The sequence below is a fragment of the Jiangella ureilytica genome, from assembly GCF_004348545.1.
GTDB lineage: Bacteria > Actinomycetota > Actinomycetes > Jiangellales > Jiangellaceae > Jiangella > Jiangella ureilytica.
Map to the genome: position 1 here is coordinate 1 of NZ_SMKL01000086.1, position 23,926 is coordinate 23,926.

21 protein-coding genes are annotated in these 23,926 nt (G+C 72.3%); 14 read left to right on the forward strand and 7 right to left on the reverse strand.

The genetic code is table 11. The features are described 5' to 3' along the window. Window positions 1–201: 201 nt before the first annotated feature. The gene (locus tag E1212_RS25705; protein WP_203417216.1) at window positions 202–1,083 is read right to left on the reverse strand and encodes an NAD-dependent epimerase/dehydratase family protein; all 882 of its coding nucleotides are present in this window, start codon (window positions 1,081–1,083) and stop codon (window positions 202–204) included. An 88-nt stretch (window positions 1,084–1,171) separates the two neighbouring features. On the opposite strand from E1212_RS25705, the gene E1212_RS25710 reads away from it, so the two are divergent. Next, a complete protein-coding gene (locus tag E1212_RS25710) occupies window positions 1,172–3,046 on the forward strand; it encodes a glycerophosphodiester phosphodiesterase (RefSeq protein WP_131987797.1) in 1,875 nt (624 codons plus the stop codon). A gap of 77 nt (window positions 3,047–3,123) precedes the next feature. Here the strand turns inward: E1212_RS25710 and E1212_RS25715 are convergent, their stop codons facing one another. Both E1212_RS25715 and E1212_RS25720 read right to left on the reverse strand, forming a co-directional pair. Continuing rightward, the gene (locus tag E1212_RS25715) at window positions 3,124–6,228 is read right to left on the reverse strand and encodes a M14 family metallopeptidase (RefSeq protein WP_203417218.1); all 3,105 of its coding nucleotides are present in this window, start codon (window positions 6,226–6,228) and stop codon (window positions 3,124–3,126) included. A gap of 142 nt (window positions 6,229–6,370) precedes the next feature. Beyond that, complete coding sequence (locus tag E1212_RS25720; protein ID WP_131987799.1) at window positions 6,371–6,742, reverse strand: DUF2203 domain-containing protein; 372 nt, start codon at window positions 6,740–6,742, stop codon at window positions 6,371–6,373. A gap of 640 nt (window positions 6,743–7,382) precedes the next feature. On the opposite strand from E1212_RS25720, the gene E1212_RS25725 reads away from it, so the two are divergent. Next, window positions 7,383–7,871, forward strand: a complete 489-nt coding sequence (locus tag E1212_RS25725) for an anthrone oxygenase family protein (protein ID WP_131987801.1) — start codon at window positions 7,383–7,385, stop codon at window positions 7,869–7,871. 48 nt (window positions 7,872–7,919) lie between these two features. Continuing rightward, window positions 7,920–8,249, forward strand: a complete 330-nt coding sequence (locus E1212_RS25730; RefSeq protein ID WP_131987803.1) for a putative quinol monooxygenase — start codon at window positions 7,920–7,922, stop codon at window positions 8,247–8,249. Here E1212_RS25730 and E1212_RS25735 read toward each other — a convergent pair. After that, window positions 8,224–8,646, reverse strand: coding sequence for a DUF2000 domain-containing protein (locus E1212_RS25735; protein ID WP_131987805.1), 423 nt, complete (start codon window positions 8,644–8,646; stop codon window positions 8,224–8,226). The genes E1212_RS25730 and E1212_RS25735 overlap by 26 nt on opposite strands. A gap of 106 nt (window positions 8,647–8,752) precedes the next feature. Between E1212_RS25735 and E1212_RS25740 the strand changes: the two genes are divergently transcribed. Both E1212_RS25740 and E1212_RS25745 read left to right on the forward strand, forming a co-directional pair. After that, complete coding sequence (locus E1212_RS25740) at window positions 8,753–9,562, forward strand: helix-turn-helix transcriptional regulator (RefSeq protein WP_238992486.1); 810 nt, start codon at window positions 8,753–8,755, stop codon at window positions 9,560–9,562. A gap of 34 nt (window positions 9,563–9,596) precedes the next feature. Then, window positions 9,597–10,610, forward strand: a complete 1,014-nt coding sequence (locus E1212_RS25745) for an aldo/keto reductase (protein WP_131987807.1) — start codon at window positions 9,597–9,599, stop codon at window positions 10,608–10,610. Window positions 10,611–10,622: 12 nt separating this feature from the next. On the opposite strand, the gene E1212_RS25750 is transcribed toward E1212_RS25745, so the two are convergent. Further along, window positions 10,623–10,964 carry a YciI family protein gene (locus E1212_RS25750; RefSeq protein ID WP_203417221.1) on the reverse strand — a complete coding sequence of 114 codons (342 nt, stop codon included), beginning with the start codon at window positions 10,962–10,964 and terminating at the stop codon, window positions 10,623–10,625. A gap of 152 nt (window positions 10,965–11,116) precedes the next feature. On the opposite strand from E1212_RS25750, the gene E1212_RS25755 reads away from it, so the two are divergent. The 4 genes from E1212_RS25755 to E1212_RS25770 all read left to right on the forward strand — a co-directional run bounded on the left by E1212_RS25755 (window position 11,117) and on the right by E1212_RS25770 (window position 14,102). Continuing rightward, window positions 11,117–11,491 carry a VOC family protein gene (locus E1212_RS25755; RefSeq protein WP_131987811.1) on the forward strand — a complete coding sequence of 125 codons (375 nt, stop codon included), beginning with the start codon at window positions 11,117–11,119 and terminating at the stop codon, window positions 11,489–11,491. A gap of 657 nt (window positions 11,492–12,148) precedes the next feature. Continuing rightward, window positions 12,149–12,403: a hypothetical protein gene (locus tag E1212_RS25760; protein WP_131987813.1), complete on the forward strand. Its 255-nt coding sequence runs from the start codon at window positions 12,149–12,151 to the stop codon at window positions 12,401–12,403. A 392-nt stretch (window positions 12,404–12,795) separates the two neighbouring features. Next, window positions 12,796–13,041 (forward strand): hypothetical protein, encoded by a 246-nt coding sequence (locus tag E1212_RS25765; protein WP_131987815.1) that lies wholly within the window; start codon window positions 12,796–12,798, stop codon window positions 13,039–13,041. A 137-nt stretch (window positions 13,042–13,178) separates the two neighbouring features. Further along, window positions 13,179–14,102, forward strand: coding sequence for a trypsin-like serine peptidase (locus tag E1212_RS25770; protein WP_131987817.1), 924 nt, complete (start codon window positions 13,179–13,181; stop codon window positions 14,100–14,102). Between the two features lie 432 nt (window positions 14,103–14,534). Here E1212_RS25770 and E1212_RS25775 read toward each other — a convergent pair whose 3' ends face one another. Further along, the gene (locus E1212_RS25775) at window positions 14,535–15,884 is read right to left on the reverse strand and encodes a family 4 glycosyl hydrolase (protein WP_131987819.1); all 1,350 of its coding nucleotides are present in this window, start codon (window positions 15,882–15,884) and stop codon (window positions 14,535–14,537) included. Further along, on the reverse strand, window positions 15,881–16,633 hold the full coding sequence (locus tag E1212_RS25780) for a DeoR/GlpR family DNA-binding transcription regulator (protein WP_131987821.1): 753 nt from the start codon (window positions 16,631–16,633) through the stop codon (window positions 15,881–15,883). Before E1212_RS25780 ends, E1212_RS25775 begins: the two co-directional genes overlap by 4 nt. A gap of 121 nt (window positions 16,634–16,754) precedes the next feature. Here E1212_RS25780 and E1212_RS25785 point away from each other — a divergent pair, with 121 nt between their 5' ends. The 5 genes from E1212_RS25785 to E1212_RS25805 are packed head-to-tail and all read left to right on the forward strand — an operon-like array spanning window position 16,755 to window position 23,839. Continuing rightward, entirely contained in the window at window positions 16,755–17,852 is a 1,098-nt protein-coding gene (locus E1212_RS25785) for a PfkB family carbohydrate kinase (protein WP_238992487.1), read from the forward strand. Window positions 17,853–17,892: 40 nt separating this feature from the next. Beyond that, window positions 17,893–19,257, forward strand: coding sequence for an extracellular solute-binding protein (locus E1212_RS25790; protein WP_131987823.1), 1,365 nt, complete (start codon window positions 17,893–17,895; stop codon window positions 19,255–19,257). 43 nt (window positions 19,258–19,300) lie between these two features. Then, complete coding sequence (locus E1212_RS25795) at window positions 19,301–20,188, forward strand: carbohydrate ABC transporter permease (RefSeq protein WP_131987825.1); 888 nt, start codon at window positions 19,301–19,303, stop codon at window positions 20,186–20,188. Then, the gene (locus E1212_RS25800) at window positions 20,185–20,988 is read left to right on the forward strand and encodes a carbohydrate ABC transporter permease (RefSeq protein WP_131987827.1); all 804 of its coding nucleotides are present in this window, start codon (window positions 20,185–20,187) and stop codon (window positions 20,986–20,988) included. The genes E1212_RS25795 and E1212_RS25800 overlap by 4 nt, the downstream gene beginning before the upstream one ends. A 37-nt stretch (window positions 20,989–21,025) precedes the next feature. Then, window positions 21,026–23,839 (forward strand): sugar-binding protein, encoded by a 2,814-nt coding sequence (locus E1212_RS25805; RefSeq protein WP_131987829.1) that lies wholly within the window; start codon window positions 21,026–21,028, stop codon window positions 23,837–23,839. Window positions 23,840–23,926 lie beyond the last annotated feature (87 nt).

Sequence of the window (23,926 nt, forward strand, 5' to 3'; positions counted from 1 at the left end):
GACCCCGCACCCGTCGCCAGACTCCCCCCGTCCCCCTGATAACTGCCCGTTCTTGGGCCGCGCGGGTGCGGTCAAGTCCAAGCCCCCCAACCACACGGTCAAGCAACCACCGAGGGCGCGGACTTGAGGGCACCCGCGCGGCTTAAGAGAATGGGCAGCAGGGGGACGGGGGAACCCAGCGCAACCCCGGCGACGGGAACGTCAGTGCAGATCTCGCGGAACCACCTCGGCCAGGCGAGTCGCCGTGAAGCCGATCAGGTCGCGCGCGGCCGTCAGGTCGACCGGCGCTTCCCGCCCGGCGAACGTCCGCGTCCGCGGCACGTCCGGATGGAACGCGGCCAGCAGCTGCTCCGTCGGGTAGGGCGTGGAGTTCTCCGGCGCGGCGACGAAGACGGTGTGGGCGCCGGGGCGGGCGGGGCGCAGCGCCAGCTCGACGGCCCGGGCGGCGTCGCGGGTCTCGAGGTAGAGCCAGAGGTCGGGCGCGGCATGGCCGGGGTCGGCGGCGGTCTTCTCGAGGTAGCCGACCAGCCGGTCGTCGCCGACGGCGGAGTCGCCGAAGCCGCCGACCATCGGGAACCGCAAGGCGACGACGTCCATGCCGTGGCGGCGGTGCATGGCCTGCGCGGTCAGCTCGTCGACCACCTTGGACAGCGAGTACGGGTCGGCGGCGCGGGTGGGCAGCCGTTCGTCCAGCGGCACGTACTCGGGGTGCGCCGGCTGCTGCGGGCCATAGCGGTAGCCGAGCGCGTTGATGCTGCTGGCGACGACGGCGTTGCGCACGCCCCGTTCCCCCGCGGCGTCGAGGACGGCGAAGGTCGCGGCGGTGTTGCCGGCGAAGACGGCGTCGGGCGAGCCGAGCTCGGGTGCGGGGATCGCGGCCAGGTGCACGACGGCGTCGGCTCCGTCGAGGGCGGCGACGACGGTGGCACGGTCGGTCGCGTCGCCCACGACGACGCGGTCGGCGGCGAGGTCGCCGGGGTCGTCGAGCACCAGCGCCGTGGTGGCGTAGCCGGCCTCGGCGAGGTGCAGGCAGGTGGTCCGCCCGATGAGGCCCGCGGCCCCGGTGATGAGTACACGCGTCACGACCGCCCATCCTCTCATCCGCCGTTCAACCGGCATTCAGCGACGATCCGTAGCATCCCGGAAACCCCCCACCCTCCCAGGAGGACCCGTGCGACTCCCCCGCCTCTCCGTACTCCTCGCCGCGGCGCTGCCCGTCGCCGCGCTGTCCGCCGCGCTCGTCGCGGTGCCGGCAGCCGCTGAGTCCGAACCCGACGAGCCCGCCGTCGTTCTCACCGAGGACTTCTCCGGCGGCGCGATCCCGGCCGGCTGGAACGCCGTCGAGGGCCAGTGGTCGGTGTCCAACGGCCGCCTGATCGGCGTCAGCACCTCGGCGAACCAGCTGTCGCGCATCACGTTCGGCCCGCACCTGCGCAACTACCGCGTCGAGGTCACGGCCCGATTCGAGCAGGTCATCAACGCCGCCCGGTGGACCGCCGTCGGCCTGGACATCGCGCCGAACGGGGCCACGCCGTGGTGGATCGCCACCATGCGCAGCGGCTCGACGGCATCCAACGGCCTCGAGTTCGCCCAGCGCACGACGTCGGACGCGTGGAACGTCACGAACACCGCCGCCGCGCCGCACGCCGCCGGCACCGGCCGTGACGTGCGAGTCGCCGTCGAGGTGCGGGGCAGCCGGGCCACCTGGATCTTCGACGGCCAGGAGGTCATGCGCACCAGCGCGCTGCAGCGCTCGGAGCAGGGCGTGCTGGGTCTGCTCGCCAACGGCGGCACCGTATCCTTCGACGACGTCGTCGTCACGGAGCTCGAGGAGGAGCCGGTGATCCGTCCGGTGGGCCCGGCCTCGACGCCCGCCGTCGTGGCGCACCGCGGCTACTCGGCCGTGGCGCCCGAGAACACCCTGGCCGCCGTCGAGTCGGCACTGCGCAGCGGCGCCGACTACGTCGAGGTCGACGTCGCCAGCAGCGCCGACGGCGTCCCGATCATCCTGCACGACAACACGCTGGACCGGACGACCGACGGCACCGGCGCGCTGCCGTCCGTCACGTCGGACTACATCGAGGGGCTCGACGCCGGCACGTGGTTCTCGACGGCGTTCTCCGGCCAGCCGGTGCCGACGCTGCTCGACGTGCTCGCGCTGGTGAAGGGCCGCGCGCCGGTGCTGCTGCTCGAGGTCAAGGGTCCCGAGACGCGTGCGGAGCTCGAGGTCATCGTCGGCCAGCTGCGCGACGAGGGGCTCATCGAGCAGACCCTGCTGCAGAGCTTCGACGTCAACGTGCTGCGCGACGTCCGCGCCATCGAGCCGGAGCTGCGCCTCGGCCTGCTCCGCTCCAGCATCGACGCCGACCCTGTCGCCGTCGCCCGCGACCTCGGCGTGGTCGCCTACAACCCGGCGTGGACGGCGCTGCAGAACCGCACCGACGTCATCGACGACCTGCACGCCGCCGAGATCGCCGTCATGCCGTACACCATCGACGACGCCTCCCAGTGGGAGATCCTGCGCGACCTCGGCGTCGACGGCATCATCACCAACCGGCCGGGCGCGCTGGTCGGCTGGAACGAGCGGCACGTGCAGACGGTGCCGGACGAGCCCACGGTCGCGTTCGCGGCGCCGGCCGACGGTGCCGCGCTCACCCGCGGCGACGTGCTGGTGCCGGCGGTGACGTCGGACCGGGCGGAGTCGATCGTCATCACGCTCGACGGTGACGAGGTGGCCGAGGGCGCCGCCATCGCCGTCGACACCCTGGCGGCCGGCGCGCACACGCTCGAGGTCACCGCGACCGGTGTCAACGGCACCGCCACCGCCTCGGTCACGGTGACGGTGACACCGTCGCCCGCCGGCCTGGTGCGGCTGGCCACCGGGCCCGACGTGGTCCGGAGCCTGCGCGACCAGCTGCTGCGCGCCATCGACCGGTCCGACTGGATCCGCGTCGCCGCGATCGCCGAGGACGGCGTCCTCGGCCAGCAGCTGCCGGCCGAGCTGGCCGAGCTGATCGCCGCCGACGCCCGCGCCCTGCAGGGCTAGGCACCGACCGGCGACCAGGTGGTGGGCGCTGGAGTACCCGCGACCGGGACCCGCGCGGCAGGGGTCCGCGCAGCGGGTCAGTCCAGCAGGTGCTCCAGCGCCCGGTCCATGACGGCGGCCCGCTCGGCCGCCGTCTCGACGCCCTCGAGACCGAACCCGGCGTAGAGCGAGCCGGGCGTCGCGACCACGGCGGCCTCCGGGAAGCCGGCCGCCGTCGTCCGGAGGAAGTCGTTGGCGTTCGGGGCGCTGCCCTCCGGCGCGCCGGGGACCTCCCAGCCACCCAGATCGGTTTCGAACGAGGTGCTCCCGTCGCCGGTGGTGACGGTCACGTCGTCGACGAACACGCCGAGCCCTTGGACCGACCAGTCGCTGGCGTAGCTGATCGAGACCTCGACGTCGCCGCCGGCGTAGCCGGACAGGTCGAGCTCCCATTCCTGCCAGCCGCCCGAATTCCCCGACGCGGCGTGCCACTCGCCGGTCGTGCCGGTGGGCGTGCAGGTCGTGTCGTCGACGACGGTCTGGTAGTGGTCCAGCCGCGGGTGCAGGGTGTTCCAGCCGGCCGGGCAGCTGCCGTTGGCGGGCAGTGCCTGGGTCGTGTGCCCGTTGAGGTCGGGCAGCGTCGTCCAGTCGTCGGTACCTGCCGGGCGCACCTCGACGAACAGGTGGTCCCACGCGGCCTCGATGTCGTACGACGTCCAGAACGACAGCGTCGTCGTCCCGCTCGCGGGCACGCTGATCGTGTTGGTCAGACGCTTGAACGAGACGTCGCCGATCTGCGAGTAGGCGTAGAAGTCACCGCTGTGCGGCTCGAACGGCCCGCCCTCGCGGTCCCAGCGCCCGGCCACCCAGCTGTCGAACTGCGGGTACCGGTCCGCCGGCAGGATGCCACTGGTGGTGATCAGCGAGTTGCTGTGGTCCTGGTTGCCGGCCGGGTCGAAGCCCCAGGCCAGCCCCTGGAACGGGCCGTCCTCGGTGCCCAGGACGTCGAGCAGCTCGCCGTCCTCGCCGGTGCCGGCGTTGTCGACCACCAGGTAGGCGCCCAGCCAGTACTGCAGCACGTCGTTGGTGAGGTCGCCGGAGCCGGCCAGCACCCGGCAGCGCTCCGCCACGACCGGGCTGGACGAGCACTGGGCGTTCGCCGCCGTCGGGTCGTACGCCTGCAGCCCGAGGTTCTGGGTGTACTGGCTGCCGGCGTACTTGCCGGTCCAGAGCACGCGGCCGCCCTCGTTGAGGAAGTCCCGCACCTCGAGCAGCTCGTCCATGGCCAGCCGCGACGCGTTGCCCGCGCCCCAGCCCGGCTCGCGGGTGACGACGTCGTCGCCGGTGTACCAGATGACGGCCTCGTAGTGCGACAGCACGCCCAGGGCGTCGGGCGCCACCCTGCCGCGTGCGTCGACGTCGTACACGTCGTAGCCGACGCCGTTCGCCGTCAGCGCCTCCTGGTACGCCGCCAGGTAGCGCGGGCCGGCCGGCTGCACGGGCGAGGCGCCGGTGTAGTCCTCGGCAGCCAGGAGCAGCACGTCGTCCGGCGACTCCTCGACCGCGGCGTAGGTGAACGAGTCACTCGTCTCGCCGCCGCCCTCGAACCAGACCTCGACCGAGTCGCCGGGGTCGGTGCCGGTGACCACGCCGCTCATGACCCGGTAGTGGACCGCCGTCGTGCCGCCGTAGCGGTCGCCGCCCTTCCACTCCTGCGTGGGCGCGCTGCGGACCGGGCCGCCGTCGATCCGGTACTTCACCGTCACCTCGCCGAGGTCGCGCTTGGCCAGCACCCGCACCTCCTGCGGGTCGCCGTAGGAGTAGTCGAAGGTGAAGTTCGCCTGCGGCAGGCCGGTCTTGTAGGTGTCCTCGCTCTGCAGGTAGAACGGCTTGGTGGTCAGGCCGAGGTGCGACACCGGGTCGTCCGGGTCGGCCGCCGACTTCGCCACGTCCAGGGCGAACGGCAGCACCTTCCGGAACTCGGCCTCGATCAGCGCCTCGTCGTCGGGGAAGACGAACCCGCTGCCGGGGAGGCCCTCGCCGAGCTCCGGGGTCCACGCCAGCGTCCCGCGCTGGGCGTGCGCGAAGTCGGTGGTCTCGCCGTTGGTCACGTACAGCACGTCCGAGGACAGGCCGGGCTCCCAGCCGGGGACGGTGGGGTTGTCGCGGTTGCCGGAGAGCGCGTAGTAGATCGGGTCGTCGGCGCTGGGCGTGCCGATCTGCCAGCCCTCCGGGTAGATCAGCCACTCGCCCGTGGAGTGCCAGTTCACGTGGAAGGCGAACCGGACGCGGTCGTAGAGCGCCAGCATCGCCTGCGTCTCCGGCTCCGACGCCGGCTCCGGGCCGCGGTAGGTGTCACTCGAGATCAGCGACGACGAGCCCTCCTCGTCGTAGCCGAAGTGCTCGGGGTAGTTGCGGTTCGGGTCGACGCCGTCGAGGCGCGTGACGGCGCCGTCGCCGTCGTTGTCGCGCAGGTTCTTCCGCCACAGCCGCTCGGTGTCGAACGTGTACTGGTAGCCGTCGGGGTTGGCGACCAGCAGGAACCAGTACTCGTTGCGGCGCAGCATGCTGCGGACCTCGCGGTCGTTCGCGCGCCAGCGGTCGACGAGTTCGTTCATGAGCCGCCGGTTGACCTCGCCGGAGATCCACTCGCGGGCGTGCTGCAGCGAGCTGTACAGCACGGCCGGGCGGGTGCCGTCGGCGATGCCGCGAGCGCCCTGGGTGAGCTTGAGCGCGATGATCTCGCGGCCGTTGTACGTCTCGCCGAGCACGACCAGCTTGGCGATCTGCGGGTTGGCTCTGGCCAGGGCGTAGAGCTCGTCGCGCAGCCCGCCCTCCTCGTCCCACGACCGCCAGACCGTGTAGCCGGAGGCCGCCTGCCGGGCCGCCGACTCGCGCGCACTCAGGCCGTCGGCGTTGCGCTTCACCCGCACGTCGATGCCGCGGCCGCGCAACCCGCGCACCTCCTCGTCGCTGAGCACCAGGTCGAGGCTGACGCCGTCGGCCGTGGGCTCCGCGGCGGTGACGTCGAGGCCGTCGGCGCTGATCCGCGCCGCCTCCTCGGCGCTGACCTCGGCGGTGTACATCTCGAGCTCATGGCCGTCCTCGGCGCCCGCACCACTGGTGACGAGCAGCGAGACGCCGAGCCCGAGGGCTGCGGCGGCGGCGAGAAGACGTCGGGACGGGTGACGGCGTGCGGGCATGGTGGACTCCTTCGTCCGCCGGGCGACGGTGCCGAACGAACTCGAGAGTCGGGGCTGACTGCGGCTCAGGCGCCCCCCGGGCCCGCCCGCTGCGGACCGTACAGCGCGATGGCGATCTTGTGAAGCCTCCGGTCCGGACCGCTCACGGTGACGGCGGCAGCGGGCGGCGGCCGGCGAAGCCGAGATCGGCGCGGTGGTACCAGGCGAGGTCGGCATCGCCCTCGAGCCAGCAGAGCAGCACCTGCTCGCCGTCGAGCACCGCGGGGAAGTCGAGCAGCAGCGGCGCGATGCCCTTGACCTGGACCCCGGCGCCGACGACCGACGAGAGCAGCTCGTCGAGCCGGGCCTGGGCCGCCTTGAGCTCGGGCAGCCCGCCGAGCCGGCTCGCGGCCCCGCCCTGGATGGCGGCGCCGAGCTCGGCGAGGTCGGCGCGGACCGCGATCAGCTCGTCGAGGACCGGCCGCAGCCGGTCGAGGACGGCGCGTGCCTCGTCGGCGCTGTAGAGGTCGCTCACCCCTCGATTGTCCAGGAGCCGGCCGGACGGCGCCCAGGGTCCGGCGCGGGCGCCGGATCGCGTGGTGGCCCCGTTGCCATGAGCACCGATACGCACCACTCGCCGGCAACCTCACCCACCCAGGACCGGATCGAGCCCGGGGTTGCCGCCCGGGTGTGCGGCGCCGAGGCCGGACGGTGATGGTGGGGGGATCACCGGCGCTGTAGCACCACACTGCCGACCATCGGCCCGATCGCTCGCCCGATCGCTCGCCCGATCGCTCGCGGGCCGGACGGGAGCGCCAAGACGATGCAGCCCGGACCACGACGGTGCGCGCATAGGCGCCGAGGTTCACGACGCCGCCGAGGTCGGCCAGGCGACGTACATACGCTCCAGCGCACCCTGCACAGGTCGTCGGCGGGATGCCAGTCGCCGCACACGGCGTAGCCGAAGCGGCACAGCCCGGCCAGCTCCGTCGCCGCCCATGGCGCGAAGTCCTCGCGCTCGTCCGTCCCCATCAACCCTCCGCCACGACGGTCACGCTGTCATGGTGTGGACGTCGTGGGCACGCCGTGCGGTTGTGTCCCGCCCGGCGCGGGAGCGGCCCGCTGCCGGCGGGAGCCCCTAGGATCTCGATCCACCGTCGTCTGGAGGCTCCGCGATGCCCGACAGCGTCTTCTTCGCCCTGACGCTCGCCTCGGCGGTCTCCGCCGGGCTCATGGGCGGCATCTACTTCGCGTTCTCGAGCATGGTCATGCCGGGGCTGCGCCGCCTGCAGCCGGGCGAGGCCGTGCGGTCCATGCAGTCCATCAACGCCGCCGTCATCAACCCGTGGTTCCTCACGGCGTTCCTCGGATCGGCGCTGCTGTCGCTGGTGTCGGTCGTCTTCGCGTTCGCCCGCTGGGGCGAGGAAGAGGCGATCTACCTGCTCATCGGCGGCCTGCTGCTGATCTTCGGCTCCATCGGCCTGACCGGCGGCTACCACATCCCGCGCAACAACGCCCTCGCGCTGGTCGATCCCGAGACCCCCGAGGCGAAGGAGCGCTGGGAGCGCTACGACGCCGAGTGGACGTCGTGGAACCACGTCCGCGCGGTCGCCAGCCTCGCCTCGGCCATCCTGCTCGCCGCCGGCCTGGCCGCCGTCGAGTAGGTCCGATCCGTACAAGCCCCGCCCGGGCGCCGCTGACACGATGACACCGTGACGTACGCATACCAGGGCACCATGCGCACCCGGCCGGGCCACCGCGACGAGGTCGTGGCCCTCCTGCTCGGCGGCACCGACGGGCTGCGCACAGCGGGCTGCCGCCTCTACGCCGTCGGCGTCTCCGAGACCGATCCCGACCTCGTCGTGGTCAGTGAGCTGTGGGAGTCCAAGGAGCACCACGACGCGTCGCTGCGGCTGCCGGAGACGACGGCGGTCATCGCCGCGGCCATGCCGATGCTCACCGGCGAGTTCACCGGTGCCGAGGCGCGGGTCGAGGGCGGACTCGGCGTCGACGTGCTCACGGGTGCAGCCGGGCGCCCTTGACGATCTTGTCGACGGTGTTCCTCGGCCCGTGCAGGGCCAGCCCCACCAGGTCGAGGTCGGCCCGCTTCACCGCGCGGACGGCGGCCCGGTTGTCGCGGTCGTTGCCGGTGCCGAAGAGCTCGCGGGTGAACACGGCCGGGCGCAGCCCGCGGTCCAGCGCCCGCCCGTGCGCGGCTCTCAGGACGGCCGCGTCACCGGCGAACACCAGCACCGGCTGGCGGAACATCGGCAGGTAGAGCGTCCCCTCGGCGTCCTCGTACGGCTCGCCGGTCAGCTCGGGGTCGGTCGCGGCCAGGCCGCTGACCAGGAACGCCGTCACGTTGAGGCGCTGCCAGACGGCGAGGTCGTCGGCGAGGAGGACGGCGATCTTGGTGGCGAAGCGGATCTCGTCGGTCACGCCTTCAGCGTCCACCGCCGGGAGGTGCCCGGTCTTGTATGTTGTTAGCTCATCGCCGACCACGGGGTCCCAGGTGGCGGCGAGTCGCACAGGGCAGGGGGTTCGCGTGCTGCCGCACAGCGCGAGCGAGCGCGTCCGCGCCTGGCGCCCCGACGTGCCCGGGCTGGTCGAGGTCTTCCACGCCCGGTTCACCCACCACGCCTACCCCGCGCACACGCACACCGCGTGGACGCTGCTCATCGTCGACGACGGCGCCATCCGGTTCGACCTCGACCGGCACCACCACGGCGCCGCCGGGTCCGCCGTCACGCTGCTGCCGCCGCACGTCCCGCACGACGGCCGGTCCGCGACGCCGGACGGGTTCTGCAAGCGGGTGCTCTACCTCGAGCCCGACGTCATCGGTGCGGAGCTGATCGGCGCCACCGTCGACCACCCCACGCTGGCCGACCGGCAGCTGCGGCTGCGCGTGCACCAGCTGCACCAGGCGCTGGACCGCCCCGGCGAGGACCTCGAGGCCGAGAGCCGGCTCGCGCTCATCGGCGCCCGCATCGCCGAGCGGCTGGCCACGACGGCGACCACCGCCGGACCGCCGCTGCCGCCGTCGTCGCCCACCCTGGCCGGGCGGCTGCGGGACCTGCTGGACGAGCGGGTCGCCGACGGCGTCAGCCTGCGGTCCGCGGCGGCCCGGCTGCACGCCCACCCCACGCACCTGGTCCGTTCGTTCACCGCGGCGTTCGGGCTGCCGCCGCACCGCTACCTCACCGGCCGGCGGGTCGAGCTGGCCCGCCGGCTGTTGCTGGCCGGCCAACGGCCGGCCGAGGTCGCGACCGCCGCCGGCTTCTACGACCAGGCGCACCTGACCCGGCACTTCACCCGCTACCTGGGCGTCAGCCCCGGCCGGTACGCCAGGTCTTGACTTCGAGCGCGCTCGAACTGGCAGCGTAGTCGGCATGACTGCGACGACGCGCACACTGGGCAGGAGCGGCCTCGAGGTCAGCGCCCTGGGCATGGGCTGCTGGGCCATCGGCGGGCCGTTCTGGGCCGGCGACCAACCGTGCGGCTGGGGCGAGGTCGACGACGACGAGTCCGTGGCGACGATCCGCCGGGCGCTCGAGCTGGGGGTCACCCTGTTCGACACCTCCGACGCGTACGGCACCGGGCACAGCGAGACGATCCTGGGCCGGGCGCTGGCCGGCCGCTGGGACGACGTCGTCATCGCCACCAAGTGGGGCAACACCATCGACCCGGCCACCCGCCAGCTCACCGGCACCGACCCGTCGCCGGCGTACCTGCGCCGCGCCGTCGAGGGCTCGCTGGCCCGGCTCGGCACCGACCACATCGACCTCTACCAGCTGCACCTCAACGACCTCCCGATCCCGGTGGCGAACGACCTGCTGGCGACACTGGAGGAGCTGGTGGGCGAGGGGAAGATCCGCTGGTACGGCTGGAGCACCGACCACGCCGACCGCGCCGCCGCGTGGGGCGAGGCCGGCGCCCACTGCACCGCCGTCCAGCACGCCTTCAACGTGTTGCACGACGCGGCCGAGGTGCTGGCGGCCTGCGAGTCGCACGGCCTGGCCAGCCTGAACCGGAGCCCACTCGCGATGGGCCTGCTCACCGGCAAGTTCACGCCGTCGTCGACCCTGGGGCCCGACGACGTGCGCGGCGTCGCACCGGACTGGCTGCAGTACTTCCGCGACGGCCGCCCGGTGCCGCTCTGGCTGGACCGGGTCGCCGCCGTCCGCGAGGTGCTGCGCAGCGGCGGGCGCACGCTGGCCCAGGGCTCGCTGGCCTGGATCTGGGCGCGCAGCGGCTCGACCGTCCCGATCCCGGGCTGCCGCACCGTCGGTCAGATCGAGGAGAACGCCGGCGCCCTGGAGTACGGGCCGCTGACCCCGGCCGAGCTGGCCGAGGTCGAGCGGCTGCTCGCGGACCTGCGCGCGGAGCCGGTCGCCGCGATGTGACGGCGCGCGGCGTCAGCCCCCGCCGATGACCGCGCGGACCTCCATGGCCCAGCGGCAGGCGTCGGGCCAGCGGGCGGCGATGTCGACCGCCCGCTCCTCCGACGCCACGTCGACGGTGAGGTAGCCGGCGAGGTGCTCCTTGGCCTCGAGGTAGGGCCCGTCGGTGACGATGGTGCCGCCGTCGCGCACCTTCACCGTCTTCGCCCGCGCGGCGTCGGCCAGGCCCTCTCCGCCCACCCACTCGCCGGACTCCTGCAGCTCCTTCATCAGGACGTCGACCTGGTCGAAGATCGCCTGGCGCTCGTCGTCGGTCATCTCCTCGAACGCGGCGGCGTTGTTGTAGATCAGCAGCATGTACTTCACGTTCAGACCCCTCGATCACCGGCGCCCCGGGTGGGCGCCACTCGTGCGAGACGTCGGAGCCGGCGCCCGCGTCTCGACATCATCGCCTGCCGGACCTCCCCGCTCGTGGGTAACGTCACACGTGGAGAGAGAGGGGAACGCTCATGTTCGAAAAGACGAAGGCCTACAGCGGCTTCTCCGTCGACGACATCCCGAAGGCCAAGCAGTTCTATGCCGAGACGCTCGGCCTCGAGGTCAGCGAGGCCAACGGCATGCTGACCCTGCACATCGCCGGCAGCAACGGCGTGCTGGTCTACCCGAAGGGCGACGCGCACACCCCGGCGTCGTTCACCATCCTCAACTTCCCCGTCGACGACATCGAGGCTGCGGTGGACGAGCTCACCGCCCGAGGCGTCGAGTTCGCGCGCTACGAGGGCATGCAGAGCGACGCGAAGGGCATCCACCGCAATGACGGCCCGCCGATCGCCTGGTTCACCGACCCCGCGGGCAACGTGCTGTCGGTCCTCCAAGAGGGCTGAACCGGCCCCACCACACGACGGATCCGGCTCGCATTCGAGCCGGATCCGTCGTGTCCTGTGGCTCCTCGTCCACCCCCGTCAAGGGACGAGCCGCTCCAGGACGCTGGAGCGCTGCGGCGTCACCTGGCGACCACCACCGCATCCGGATCGTCCCCACGCCCGCGCGAGGCCTTGAACCAGCTGAGCGGCCAGCTCTTGCGCGACCTGGTGGGACGCCGCCTGTGCCTGCCCTTCATCGTTCCTCCCTTGTCGGTTGGAATGACCCCCGAGAAGCGGTGACACAGCCGCTCGGAGACCAGTGAGTTGCCGGTCGTCCCGAGCGGGACTCCAGTGTTCTGTTGTGACTCCACTATGACATCGAATGTCATGTCCTTTCAAGAGCGTTGAAAGATTTCTTTCCGCCATGACAAACCGTGGCAGTACAGCGTATTCGTTGCGGTGGAAAAGACATCGCGCTGATGCACGTCAGCATCGACGCGTGCGTGGTGACTCCCAATGACATGGTGTCTCCGCCACGATCGAGACCGTTCTGCGGCGGCGTCGTCCATGACCGTGAAATCACGGCACTGCCTGCGCCGGAGCACGGGCTCTTACGATCGCCGCTCCCCTCCACGGATGCGACGAACGCCGCGAGGAATCGAGCGGGATGTGACGCCGATGTCCCCGATCGAAATGGCCCGCGCCGCCGCGGCGGTCACGTTCCTGGCGGTGGCCGGGTATTCCGCCCTCCGATTCGGGTGGTCGGTGACACGGCCCGGACGGCGTCGATCGCGGATCGGCCCGACGGCGGCCGGCGCTCCGGATCTCTCGCACGCGCTCATGGCCATCGCGATGGCATCGACGGTCGGTCCCGCCGGTCCGGCCGTCCCACGGCTGCTCGGCATCGCGGTGTTCGCGGTCGTGGGGACCTAGTTCGCCGCGGAGCTGCGCCACGACGGCCTGCTGGGCCGGACGGCGCGGCCGCAGGCCACGGCGTGGCCGTCTCGGCGGTCTCGGCAGGCGAGACGGACCGACCGGCATCGCGGCTACCACCTGCGCCATCTCGTCGGCTGGGCCGCGATGGTGCTCCTGTACGCGACCGGTCACGGCGTCGTGTCCGCAGGCGAACGGACGGCGAGCGCGGCGGCCGGCGGACCGGCGCCATCGGGCCTCGAGGCGCCCGCCGCACTCGACGCCACGCACATCGCGGCCGGCGTGCACGCCGGCCGCGATGTGGCCGCTGGTCGCCGTCTGCTGGCTGTTCGGCCTGTACTTCCTGGTCGCCGCGACGTCGCTCGGCTTCCGTCGGCGAGCGGGCGGTCCGGGTGACCCACCACGGCGGCGCACCGCTGACGCCGTCGCCCGGCCTGCCGCCCGGCCTGCCGGCCGGTCTGCCGCCCGGTCTGCCGGCAGCCACTCCGCCGGCGGCCACTGCCCGGGGCGCCCGCCTGCTGGCCTCGCCGGCCGGCACCTGCGCCAGCGAGGTCGCGCTCAACGCCGGCATGGCGGTGGTCTTCTTCAGCGCGCTCTGTCTCACCGGTCCGCCTGCCGATACGTTGACCGTGACGTGACTGAGGGTGCTCTCATCTGTCCTAGAAGACTCTCAGAAAAGTCAATTCCGACATACCTGTACATGACAGGAGGATGACTGTATGTTGAGGCATCTCGTCGAACCCGACGAACTGTCTCATCATGGGAGGAATGGGCAATGAGGAGACCCGTCATCCGATCTCTCCTTGCCGGCACCGCGCTCGTGGTGTCCGGCATCGCCGCGGCCCCGGCCTTCGCCGGATCGGGCGCCGCACCGGCGGCCGCCGACGGCGTCCGGGCGTCCGAGGTCGTGCATCAGGAACTGGCCACGACACGGGCTCAGCAGCGCGCCGTCGAAGCGTACTGGACCCCCGAACGCATGCGATCGGCCATCCCGGCCGACGCGACGATCAAGGGCGACGCCACCACAGCGGCGGCACAGGGCATGGCGCGGGCCGCGGTTCCGGAGAACCCCCGTTCGCAGCTCGGCAAGGTCTTCTTCACCATCGGCGGCGTCAACTACGTCTGCTCCGGCACGGCCACCAACAGCGGCAACGGTGACGTCGTCACCACCGCCGGTCACTGCCTGCACGAGGGCGACGGCGGCTCGTTCGCCTCGCGGTTCACCTTCGTCCCGGCCTACAACAACGGCTCGGCGCCGTACGGCCAGTGGTCGGCGTCGGACCTGTTCACCTCCAGCGGCTGGGCCAACAGCGGCGACTTCAACGTCGACGTCGGCTTCGCGGTCATGAACGAGAACTCCTCCGGCCAGAGCCTCACCAGCGTGGTCGGCTCCTACCCGATCGCGTTCAACCTCGCCCGCGGCCTCACCTACACCTCGTACGGCTACCCCGCGGGCCCGCCGTTCAACGGCCAGCGCCTGTACTCGTGCACCGGCGCCGCCCGCCCCGACCCCGCAGGCCAGACCACCCAGGGCATCACCTGCGACATGACCGGCGGCTCCTCCGGCGGCGGCTGGATCACCGGCGGCCGGCTCAACTCGGTGAACAGCTACAAGTACACCAACGACAACAACACCATGTACGGCCCGTACTTCGGCAGCACCGCACAGTCCGTCTACAACGCGGCCGCGGCGGCCTGACCCGCCCGGCGGCCGACGACTGACCCCGAGGCCGCCGGCACCGACCAGCGTCGTTCCACCGGCGACCCCCCGAGCGCCGGTGGAGCGGCGCTGCCGCGTCGGGGCTGCCTGCCGGCTCCAGAGGATCACGTTCAGCACGAGATCTCGTGTCGCACTACGCCTGTAAGCGTGTTGCGGCTCGGGTCATCGTGGTGGGCGGCCCAGAAAACGCCGCCACATCTTACATCGCGGACTCGGCAGAGCCGAGGTCCTGGTCTCCCGTCGCCAGACTCCCCCCGTCCTCCTGCTGCCCGTTCTTAGGCCCCGGACGGGCGGGTCAAGCGGACCCCCACGGCGCGAAGCGCCACCAGGGTCCGCTTGAGGCGACCGTCCGGGGCTAAGAGAATGGGCAGCAGGAGGACGGGGAACCCCAGCGCCACCGCGGGGAACCAGTCAAGGCTGCGTGAGGACCGACCGCAGCTCGGGGAGGGCGGCCAGTTCGGCCTCGACCAGACGCCCCGCCGTGGTGACGGAGTCGACCAGCGGGTGGCTCGCCAGCGCGGCCACCGCGGCCCGCCGCGAGCCGGACCGGGCCGCGGCGATGGTGGCCCGCTCGGTCGCCTTCACCGACGCGACCAGGGCGGCCGCCGCCGGGTCCAGGGCGCCGGCGGCGAGCGGATGCGCGCCGTTGCGCCCGACGATGCAGGGCACCTCGACGACGGCGTCGGCGTCGAGGCCCGGCAGGGCCGAGCGGTTGCGGACGTTGAGCACCAGCGTGGCCCGCTCGTCGGCGGCGATGGCGCGCATGAGCGCCAGCGCGACGCGGTCGTAGCCGCCGCCGTCGAGATCGGCGGAGTCGCGGCTGCCGACGCCGGCGGCCTCGCGGCTCTCGGCCATGTACGTCGCCTCGCGCTCGCGCCGCACCGCGTCCCATCGCGCGGCCGCTCCCTCGCCCGTGGGGGCCGGCGACGGCGGCGCGTAGAACGCCGACTGCTGCTCGAGCAGGAACTCCCCCCGCGTGGCCGGCGCCGCCTGCGCCGAGGCGATCGCGTCGCGGGTGAAGTAGTAGTAGTAGAGGTACTCGTTCGGGATGGTGCCGAGCGTGCGCAGCCACGGCGCCCCGAACAGCTTCCCCTCCTCGAACGAGCCGAGCGCGTCGTCGGACGCCAGCAGTCGCGGCAGCACGTCGCGCCCGCCGACGAGCACCCGCCGCAGCCAGCCCAGGTGGTTGAGCCCGGCGTAGTCGAACCAGGCGTCGCTCATCGGGACGTCGAGCGCGCGGGCGACCCGGCGGAACAGCCCCACCGGGGAGTCGCAGATGCCGATGACGCGGTCGCCGAGCACCGAGCTCATCGCCTCGGTGACCATGCCGGCGGGGTTGGTGAAGTTGATGACCCAGGCGTCGGGCGCCTCGGCCGCGATGGTCGACGCGATGCGCAGCGCCACCGGCACCGTCCGCAGGCCGTACAGCACGCCGCCGGCGCCGGTCGTCTCCTGGCCCATCACGCCCTCGCCGAGCGCCGTCCGCTCGTCGCAGGACCGCCCGGCCAGCCCGCCGACCCGGATGGCCGAGAACACGAAGTCGGTGCCGCGCACCGCCGCGGCCAGGTCGCTCTCGACCACCAGCTCCGGCCCGGCGCCGCCGGACCCGCCGGACTCCTCGAGCACCGCCCGCACCGCCCGCACCCGTTTCGCGTCGGTGTCGTGCAGCACGACGGTGTCGACGCCGGACTCGGCGCCGGCCAGAGCCCGGAAGACCAGCGGGACGCGGAAACCGCCGCCCCCGAGGATCGTCAGCCTCATACGAGAACCACCTTCACACCGTTCTCCCGCAGCGCGCCGAGGGCGTCGGTGCCCTCGGCGGCGTTGGTCACGACCATGTCCAGGGCATCGGGGCCGCACACGGTGGCGAACCCCGTCCCCGGGAACTTCTCGGCGTCGGCGAGCAGCACGACCTGGTCGGCCGACGCGATCATGGCGCGCCGCACCGGCACCTCGACCGCCGTGGTGTCGACGACGGCGCCGTCGGCGCGCACGCCGCTGGTCCCCATGAAGAGGGTGCCGGCCCGCACCTGGCGGACGGCGTCCTCGGTGAGGAAGCCGACCAAGGACTTGTAGTTGCGCCGCACCACGCCGCCGAGCAGGATCAGCTCGATGTCGGGGTCGGGCACCAGCTCCTCGTAGACGGCCATGCTGGCGGTCATGACGGTGATCTTGCGCCCGCGCAGGTGTACGGCCAGGCGGTGCACGGTGGTGCCGATGTCGAGCAGCAGCACGTCGCCGTCGCGGACCATCTGGGCCGCGCGGCGGGCGATGGCGTCCTTGGCCTGGTGCGCCTCGGTGGCGACGGCGGCGAACGACGGCTCGAGCGACGGGCTGGCCGCCGCGCCGCCGCGCACCCGGGTGAGCAGGCCCTGCTCTTCGAGCCAGGCGAGGTCGCGCCGGATGGTGGCCTGACTGACCCCGAGCCGGCTGCCGAGCGCGGTGACGGCCACCGGACCCTCGGAGCGGAGGGTCTGCATGATGAGCTCATACCGACGGCGGGCAAGCACGGCTGAAACCATATCAGTCATTTTCGCTCAAGTGAGCCTGAATTTCTGATCACAACCGCTCATATCTTGTCATTTGCGCGCAGCGGAACTAGGGTTCCACCAACCCTTGGAAGGAACGGCTGTGTCCAACATCGCTCGTGACCCGTTCCGCGCGCCGTCGCGGCACGATCCGCTCGCCGGTGTGCGCGCCGGCGGCGGTCCCGAGCTCGACGTGTTCCTCACCGGCACCGTCTTCTTCGACATCATCTTCATCGGCATGGACGGCCCCCCGAAGCAGGGGACCGAGGTGTGGGCCGGCGGCATGGGCTCCAGCCCCGGCGGGGTGGCCAACCTCGCCGTCGCCGCCGCCCGGCTGGGCCTGCACACCGGCCTGGCCGCCACCTTCGGCGAGGACCTCTACGGCGACTACTGCCGGCAGACGCTGGGCGTCCAGGAGGGCGTCGACCTCACCTACTCGCGCTACGTCACGGGCTGGCACTCCCCTGTCACCGTCTCGATGGTCTACCAGCGCGACCGCGCCATGGTCACCCACGGACACCGGCCCGAAACGCTGAACCGCCTGGTCAGCCACCCGCCGCAGGCCCGCTCGTGCTTCGTCGACCTCGGCGACGAGCGGCAGCCGTGGGTCGACTCCGTGGCCGAGTCGGGCGGTCTGGTCTTCGCCGACCTCGGCTGGGACCCCGAGGACCGCTGGGACCTCGGCCGGCTGCGAGAGAGCCTGGCCGGTTGCCACGCGTTCTCGCCCAACGCCGTCGAGGCCATGAGCTACACCCGCACCGACAGCCCCGAGGCGGCGGCGGAGAAGCTGGCCGAGCTCGTGCCGCTCGCCGTCGTCACCAACGGCGCCGACGGCGCGATCGCGTTCGACAAGGCCACGGGCCGCCCGGTCAAGGCCGCCGCCGTCCCCGTCGACGCGCTCGACCCCACCGGAGCCGGCGACGTGTTCGTGGCCGGTCTCCTGGTGGGCACGCTGGCCGGCTGGCCGCTCGTGCACACACTGCGGCTGGCCAACCTCGGTGCCGCGCTGTCGGTGCGGCACTTCGGCGGCGCGCTCGCCTCTCCCGGCTGGGGCGACATCGCGCTCTGGTACCGCGAGACCGGGTCGAAGGACCCGGTCCTCGCGGACGACTACGAGTTCCTGGACACCATCGTCCCCGACGAGGCCGTGCCGGAGGTGTCGCGGGCCATCGCGACGCTGGGTTTCCGTGCGGGGCGATAGGGCACTGCTTCCCACAGCATGAGTCGAAAGGGCCGAAGTCATGACGTTGTCGATCACGAGGACCACCACCCGGCTGTGCGCCGCTGCCGCCGTCGCACTGCTCATCGGGGCGTGCGCGCCGGGCGGCGACGATGACGACGGCGGCGACGGCGGCGAGCCCACGGCGGGCGACGTCGCCACCGACCCGTCGGAGCTGGGCGACATCACGCTGACGGTGTGGGACCAGGAGGTCCGCGAGGGGCAGACCGAGCAGATCGAGGCGCTCAACACCGCGTTCCAGGAGGCCTACCCGAACATCACCATCGAACGGGTGTCGCGCTCCACCGACGATCTGCGCACCACGCTGCGCCTGGCGCTGTCCGGCGACGACGCCCCCGACGTCGTGCAGGCCAACAACGGCCGCCCCGAGATGGGCCAGTACGTCGCGGCCGGCCTGCTCACGCCGCTCGACGACTACGCCGAGGGCTACGGCTGGTTCGACCGGTTCCCGGAGTCGGTGCGCGCGCTGGCCTCCTACAGCGAGGACGGCGCCAACTTCGGCGAGGGCGAGCTGTACGGCCTGCCGCAGATGGGCGAGATCGTCGGCCTCTACTACAACAAGACCAAGCTCGCCGCGCTCGGCCTCGAGCCGCCGCAGACCACCGAGGACTTCGAGGCCGCGGTGCAGGCGGCGCAGGCGGCCGGCGAGGTGCCGATCCAGTTCGGCAACTCCGAGCCGTGGGCCGGCATCCACGAGTTCGGTTTCGTCCAGAACCAGTTCTCCGACGCCGAGACCATCCGCAACCTCGGCTTCGGCCGCCCGGGCTCGTCGTGGATGTCCGACGACAACGTCGCCGCGGCCGACGCCGTGCGCTCGTGGGTCGACTCTGGCTACTTCGTCGACGGCTTCAACGGCATCACCTACGACAGCGCCTGGCAGGCGTTCGCCCAGGGCACCGGCGTCTTCTTCGTCGGCGGCACCTGGCTGATCGCCGACCTCACGTCCGCCATGGGCGACGAGGTCGGCTTCGTGCTCCCGCCGGCCGGCGCCAGCGGCGAGCACCTGGTCACCGGCGGCATCAGCATCCCGTGGGCCATCCCGGCCAACAGCGACGCCAAGGAGGCGGCGGCCGCCTACATCGACTTCATCACCAGCTCCGACGCCATGACGGCCGTCACCGAGGCGGGCAACGTGCCGGTCATCGAGGCCGACCAGCAGAGCACCACCGGGCTGCAGTCCGAGGTCTTCGCCGCGTGGGCGCAGGCCGGCCAGGACGACCTCATCGTGCCCTACCTCGACTACGCCACCGAGACCTTCTACGACACCATCACCGTCGCGGTGCAGAACCTCATGGGCGGGCAGTCCGACACGACGCAGTTCCTCGAGACCCTCGAGGCCGAGTACACCGCCGCCACCGGCAGCTGATGGCGGTGGGTGCGGCTGGTGCCCGCCCGGCGGGGGCACGCGAATGCAGATGATCAGTAGGGGGCCCGGCGAGCCGCGCCGGGTCGCCTACCTCTACATCCTGCCGGCCGCTCTGGTCTTCGGGCTGTTCATCCTGGTTCCGCTGTTCCGGACGGCGCAGTTCTCGCTCTACGAGTGGGACGGGCTCGGGGCCAGCACCTGGGCGGGGTTCTCGAACTACCGCGACGTGTTCACCGAGCCGCAGCTGCGCGGGGCGTTCGTGCACGCGCTGGTGCTGATCGTGTTCTACGCGGTCGTGCCGGTGCTGCTGGGGCTGCTGCTCGCGGCGACGATGAGCCGGGCCGTCGTGCGCGGGCTCGGCTTCTTCCGGATCGTGCTGTTCCTGCCGCAGGTCATCCCGATGGTCGTGGTCGCGATCGCCTGGCGGCAGATCTACGAGCCCGAAGGCCCGCTGAACGACCTGCTCCGGGCCGTCGGGCTGGACTCGCTGGCCCGGCCGTGGCTGGGCGACTTCACCTGGGCGCTTCCGTCGGTCGGCATCGTCGGCACCTGGGTCGGCACCGGGCTGTGCCTGGTGCTGTTCCTGGCCGGCATGTCGCGCATCCCGCGCGAGCTGTACGAGGCGGCCCGGCTCGACGGCGCCGGCCCGCTGCGCGAGTTCCGCGCCATCACGCTGCCGTCGCTGCGCGGCGAGCTCGCCGTGGCGCTGACGCTCACCGTCATCGCGGCGCTGAAGACGTTCGACCTCGTGTACGTCATGACCAGCGGCGGGCCGGGCACCGAGACCACCGTCCCGTCGTACCAGGTCTACAACAACGCGTTCCTGCTCGGCCGCGTCGGCACCGCGACGGCGCTGGCCATCGTGCTGACGCTGGTGGTGTTCGCGGCGACGGTGCTGATCAACCGGGTCGGCGAACGGGGACAGCGATGATCTCGCGCGGCGAGCGGCTGGGGAACTACGCCGTGCTGGCGCTGTTCGCCGTCATCGCGGTGTACCCCGTCCTGCTGATCCTGCAGACGGCGTTGTCGAACGACCAGATCGGCGGCGGAGGCTCGTTCCACTGGGAGAACTTCGCCGACGCCTGGGACCAGGGCCAGTTCGGCTCTTACCTGCGCACCAGCGTTGTCGTGGCGGTGCTGGTGGTGGGGCTGTCGACGCTGCTGTCGATCCTGGCCGGCTACGCGTTCGGCACCATGCGCTTCCGCGGCTCCGAGGTGATCTTCTATCTCATCCTGCTCGGCATCATGGTGCCGGCCGAGGCGCTGGTCATCGCGCTCTACTTCGACCTGCGCGAGCTGGGGCTGACGAACACGCTGGTCGCGATCGTGGCGCCGCAGGTGGCGCAGTCGACGGCGTTCGGCACGTTCTGGATGCGCGCGTACTTCCGCGGCAGCTCGCGCGAGGTCGTCGAGGCCGCCCGTATCGACGGCGCCGGGCACTGGGCCACGCTGTGGCGCATCCTCGTGCCCATGGGCCGGCCGGCGCTCACCACCATGATCGTGCTGGTCTTCATGTGGACGTGGAACGAGTTCCTCATCCCGCTGATCATGGCCACCGACGAGTCGTTGCGCACCGCGCCGCTGGGCCTGGCCTTCTTCCAGGGCCAGTACACGTCCGGCACCGCTCTGCTGGCCGCCGGCGCGACGCTGGTCGCGCTGCCGGTGGTCGTGCTCTACCTGTTCCTGCAGCGTCACTTCATCCGGGGAATGGTCGAGGGCGCCGTCAAATAGCGCGCGCCCACGTTGGCACCACCGAGAGGAGTCACCCATGCGAGCAGCCAGACCCGCTGCTGTAGCCGCCGCCGCAGTAGCTCTCCTCGCCGCGACGCTCCCGACGACGGCGACCGCCGTCGGAGGGCAGGCGCAGCAGCGAGGCAGCGGTCCGGACGACGCCGTCGACCTCGATGTGCTGTACATCGGGGCGCATCCAGACGACGAGGCGGGATCGCTTTCCGCGTTCGGCCAGTGGAACGAGTACGACGACGTCCAGGCCGGCGTCATCACCGTCACGCGCGGCGAGGGCGGCGGCAACGCCGTCGGCCTCGAGGAGGGCCCGGAACTGGGCATGCTGCGCGAAGCCGAGGAGCGCCGCGCCGTCGGCAACGCCGGCGTCGAGAACGTCTACAACCTCGACGAGGTCGACTTCTTCTACAACGCCAGCGCGCCGCTGAGCGACGAGGTCTGGGGCGAGGACGCTCTGGCGCGCGTGGTGCGCGTCGTCCGCGCGACCCGCCCAGAGGTCATTGTGACGATGAACCCGTCGCCGACCTCCGGCAACCACGGCCACCACCAGCAGGCCGCCCGCCTGGCAGTAGAGGCCTACGAGGCGGCCGCCGACCCCGAGGCGTTCCCGGAGCAGCTGTCCGAGGAGGGCCTGTCGACCTGGCGGGTCTCGCGGATCCTGCGTGGCGGCGCCACCGGCACCGGCGTCGTGGGCTCGGCGTGCGAGACCACGCCGTACCGTCCCGCCGACGCCACCGACCGCGTCTTCGGCATCTGGCAGGGCCGGGTGTCGGAGGAGACCGGCGAGCTGTGGGCGCTGCGCGAGCGGAAGTCGCAGTGGGAGTACGTCAGCCAGGGCTGGGCGGTGTTCCCGCCGCCGCCGACGGACCCGGAGCAGAACGGCTGCGATTGGTTCACGCTGATCGCCAGCCGGACGCCGTACCCGGAGACGACGGCCGGGCCGACCGCGGCCCTGCAGGGCGCGCTGCTGCCCATCGAGGGCGGGCTGCCGCTCGGCACCGAGCTGACCATCGACCCCGACCCGTTCTACGTGCTGCCGGGCGAACAGTTCACCGCGACGGTGCAGGTCAAGGCTCCGGCGAAGCGTCCACTCGTGCGGCCGGCGCTGACCGTGACCGGGCCGGACGGCTGGACGGCCGAGGTTCCGTCCGGTGCGCTCCCCCGCACGCTGCGCCCCGGCCAGGAGGTCAGCGTCGACGTCACCGTCACCCCGCCCGCCGACGCCGCGCCCGGGGAGCGGGTGGCGGTGCGGGCGACGCTGGACACCCGGTCGGGCAGCGGATCCAACGAGGCAGCCGTCGAGACCACGCCCGCGGTGCGCGGTGACCTCGCCCAGCGTCCCGAGGCCGAGGTGTTCGCCGGCTGGACCGACGACGTCGACCTGCCGAAGCTGGTCAGTCTCATCGCGCCGATCGCGTCGGTGGGCACCGGCCGCACCCAGCCGGTCTCCGTCGACGTCATCAACGACGGCGTAGCGCCGGCCGCCGGCACCGTCACGCTCGACCTCGCCGACGGCTTCACCGCGACGCCCGCGTCGGTCCCGTTCGAGGGCCTGGCCCCCGGTGAGACGACCACGGTGACCTTCGACGTCACGAACACCGACACCGCGCTGCCGACGTCGAACCGGGCCCCGAACGGCGGCTACCCGTTCCAGATCGTCACCGACTTCGGCGCGGGCACCGACACCGCGAACGCCGTGCTCGAGCTGGTGCCCACCACGCAGATCCCGCAGGTGTCGACGGCGCCCGTCGTCGACGGCGTCGCCGGCGAGGGCGAGTACCCAGGTGCGGTCATCGACTCCTCGACCATGTGGGAGGGTCAGGCGGTACCGCCGGCGGACGCGTCGTCCACGACCCGGCTGAGCTTCACCGACGACGCGCTCTATGTGCTGGTGGAGGTCACCGACGACGTCTTGGGCACCGTACTGCCGCTGGAGGACTGCAAGCGGCATTGGCGCACCGACTCCGTCGAGATCACCGTCGACCCGCGCGGCACCTCGTCGAACACGTCGACGACGTTCAAGACCGGCATCTTCCCGACCACGGTGGAGGGCGGCCCGTGCTTCCAGCGCGACGCCGACAACCGCCAGGGCCCGGGTGCCGAAACCGCCCCGGGCATGGAGGTCGCCGCGGTGATGGGCGCCGCCCGGAGCCAGGCCGCCCAGAGCGGCGCGAGCGGCCACGGTGGCGGCTGCGGCTCGTGCGGGTGCGCGGCGTGCACCGGCGGCGTGACGGCGGCCCAGGGCTACACGGGGTACACCGTCGAGGCGAAGATCCCGTTCGACGTCCTGCCCGACGCCGTCGACCCGGCGCGCATGGGGCTGAACGTGCTGGTCTACGACTCCGACACGCAGGACAAGACCGGCCAGACGCGCATCGGCTGGTCCACGTTCAACGGCGTGCAGGCCGACCCGTTCCGCTGGGCGCTGGCGACACTGCCGGGGCTGGCCGACGCCGGCTCGGACCCGGTCGCGCCGATCATGCCCGACACCGCGGCGCTGAGCATCGACTCGCCGCAGAGCATCGCGCAGTCCGCCGAGGACGGCGTCGGGCTCGGCGGCGGGCCGGAGCTGCCGGCACGGACGGCGACGGTCACGTCGGCGCGACTGTCGGACTCGGGCGACGAGGTCGAGGTGCGGCTGTGGACTCGTGCGGACGGCCGGGCCAACATCTTCCTGTGGGACGGTGACGGCGTGGCCGGCTCGGTGTCGGTCGAGGTCGAGTCCGGCCGGACGACGGTGGACGTGCCGGTGACCGACGGGTCCGGCGGCGAGCTGACCGCCCTGGTCGCCTTCGTCACCGACGACGGCACACTCGCCCTCGCCGAACCCGTCGACTGACACATCGTCGGGGGCGAGTCACTACTGCCATGGCCGTGGTGACTCGCCCCTGACGGCGGCCTCGTCGTGACGGTCACCCTCCCCGCC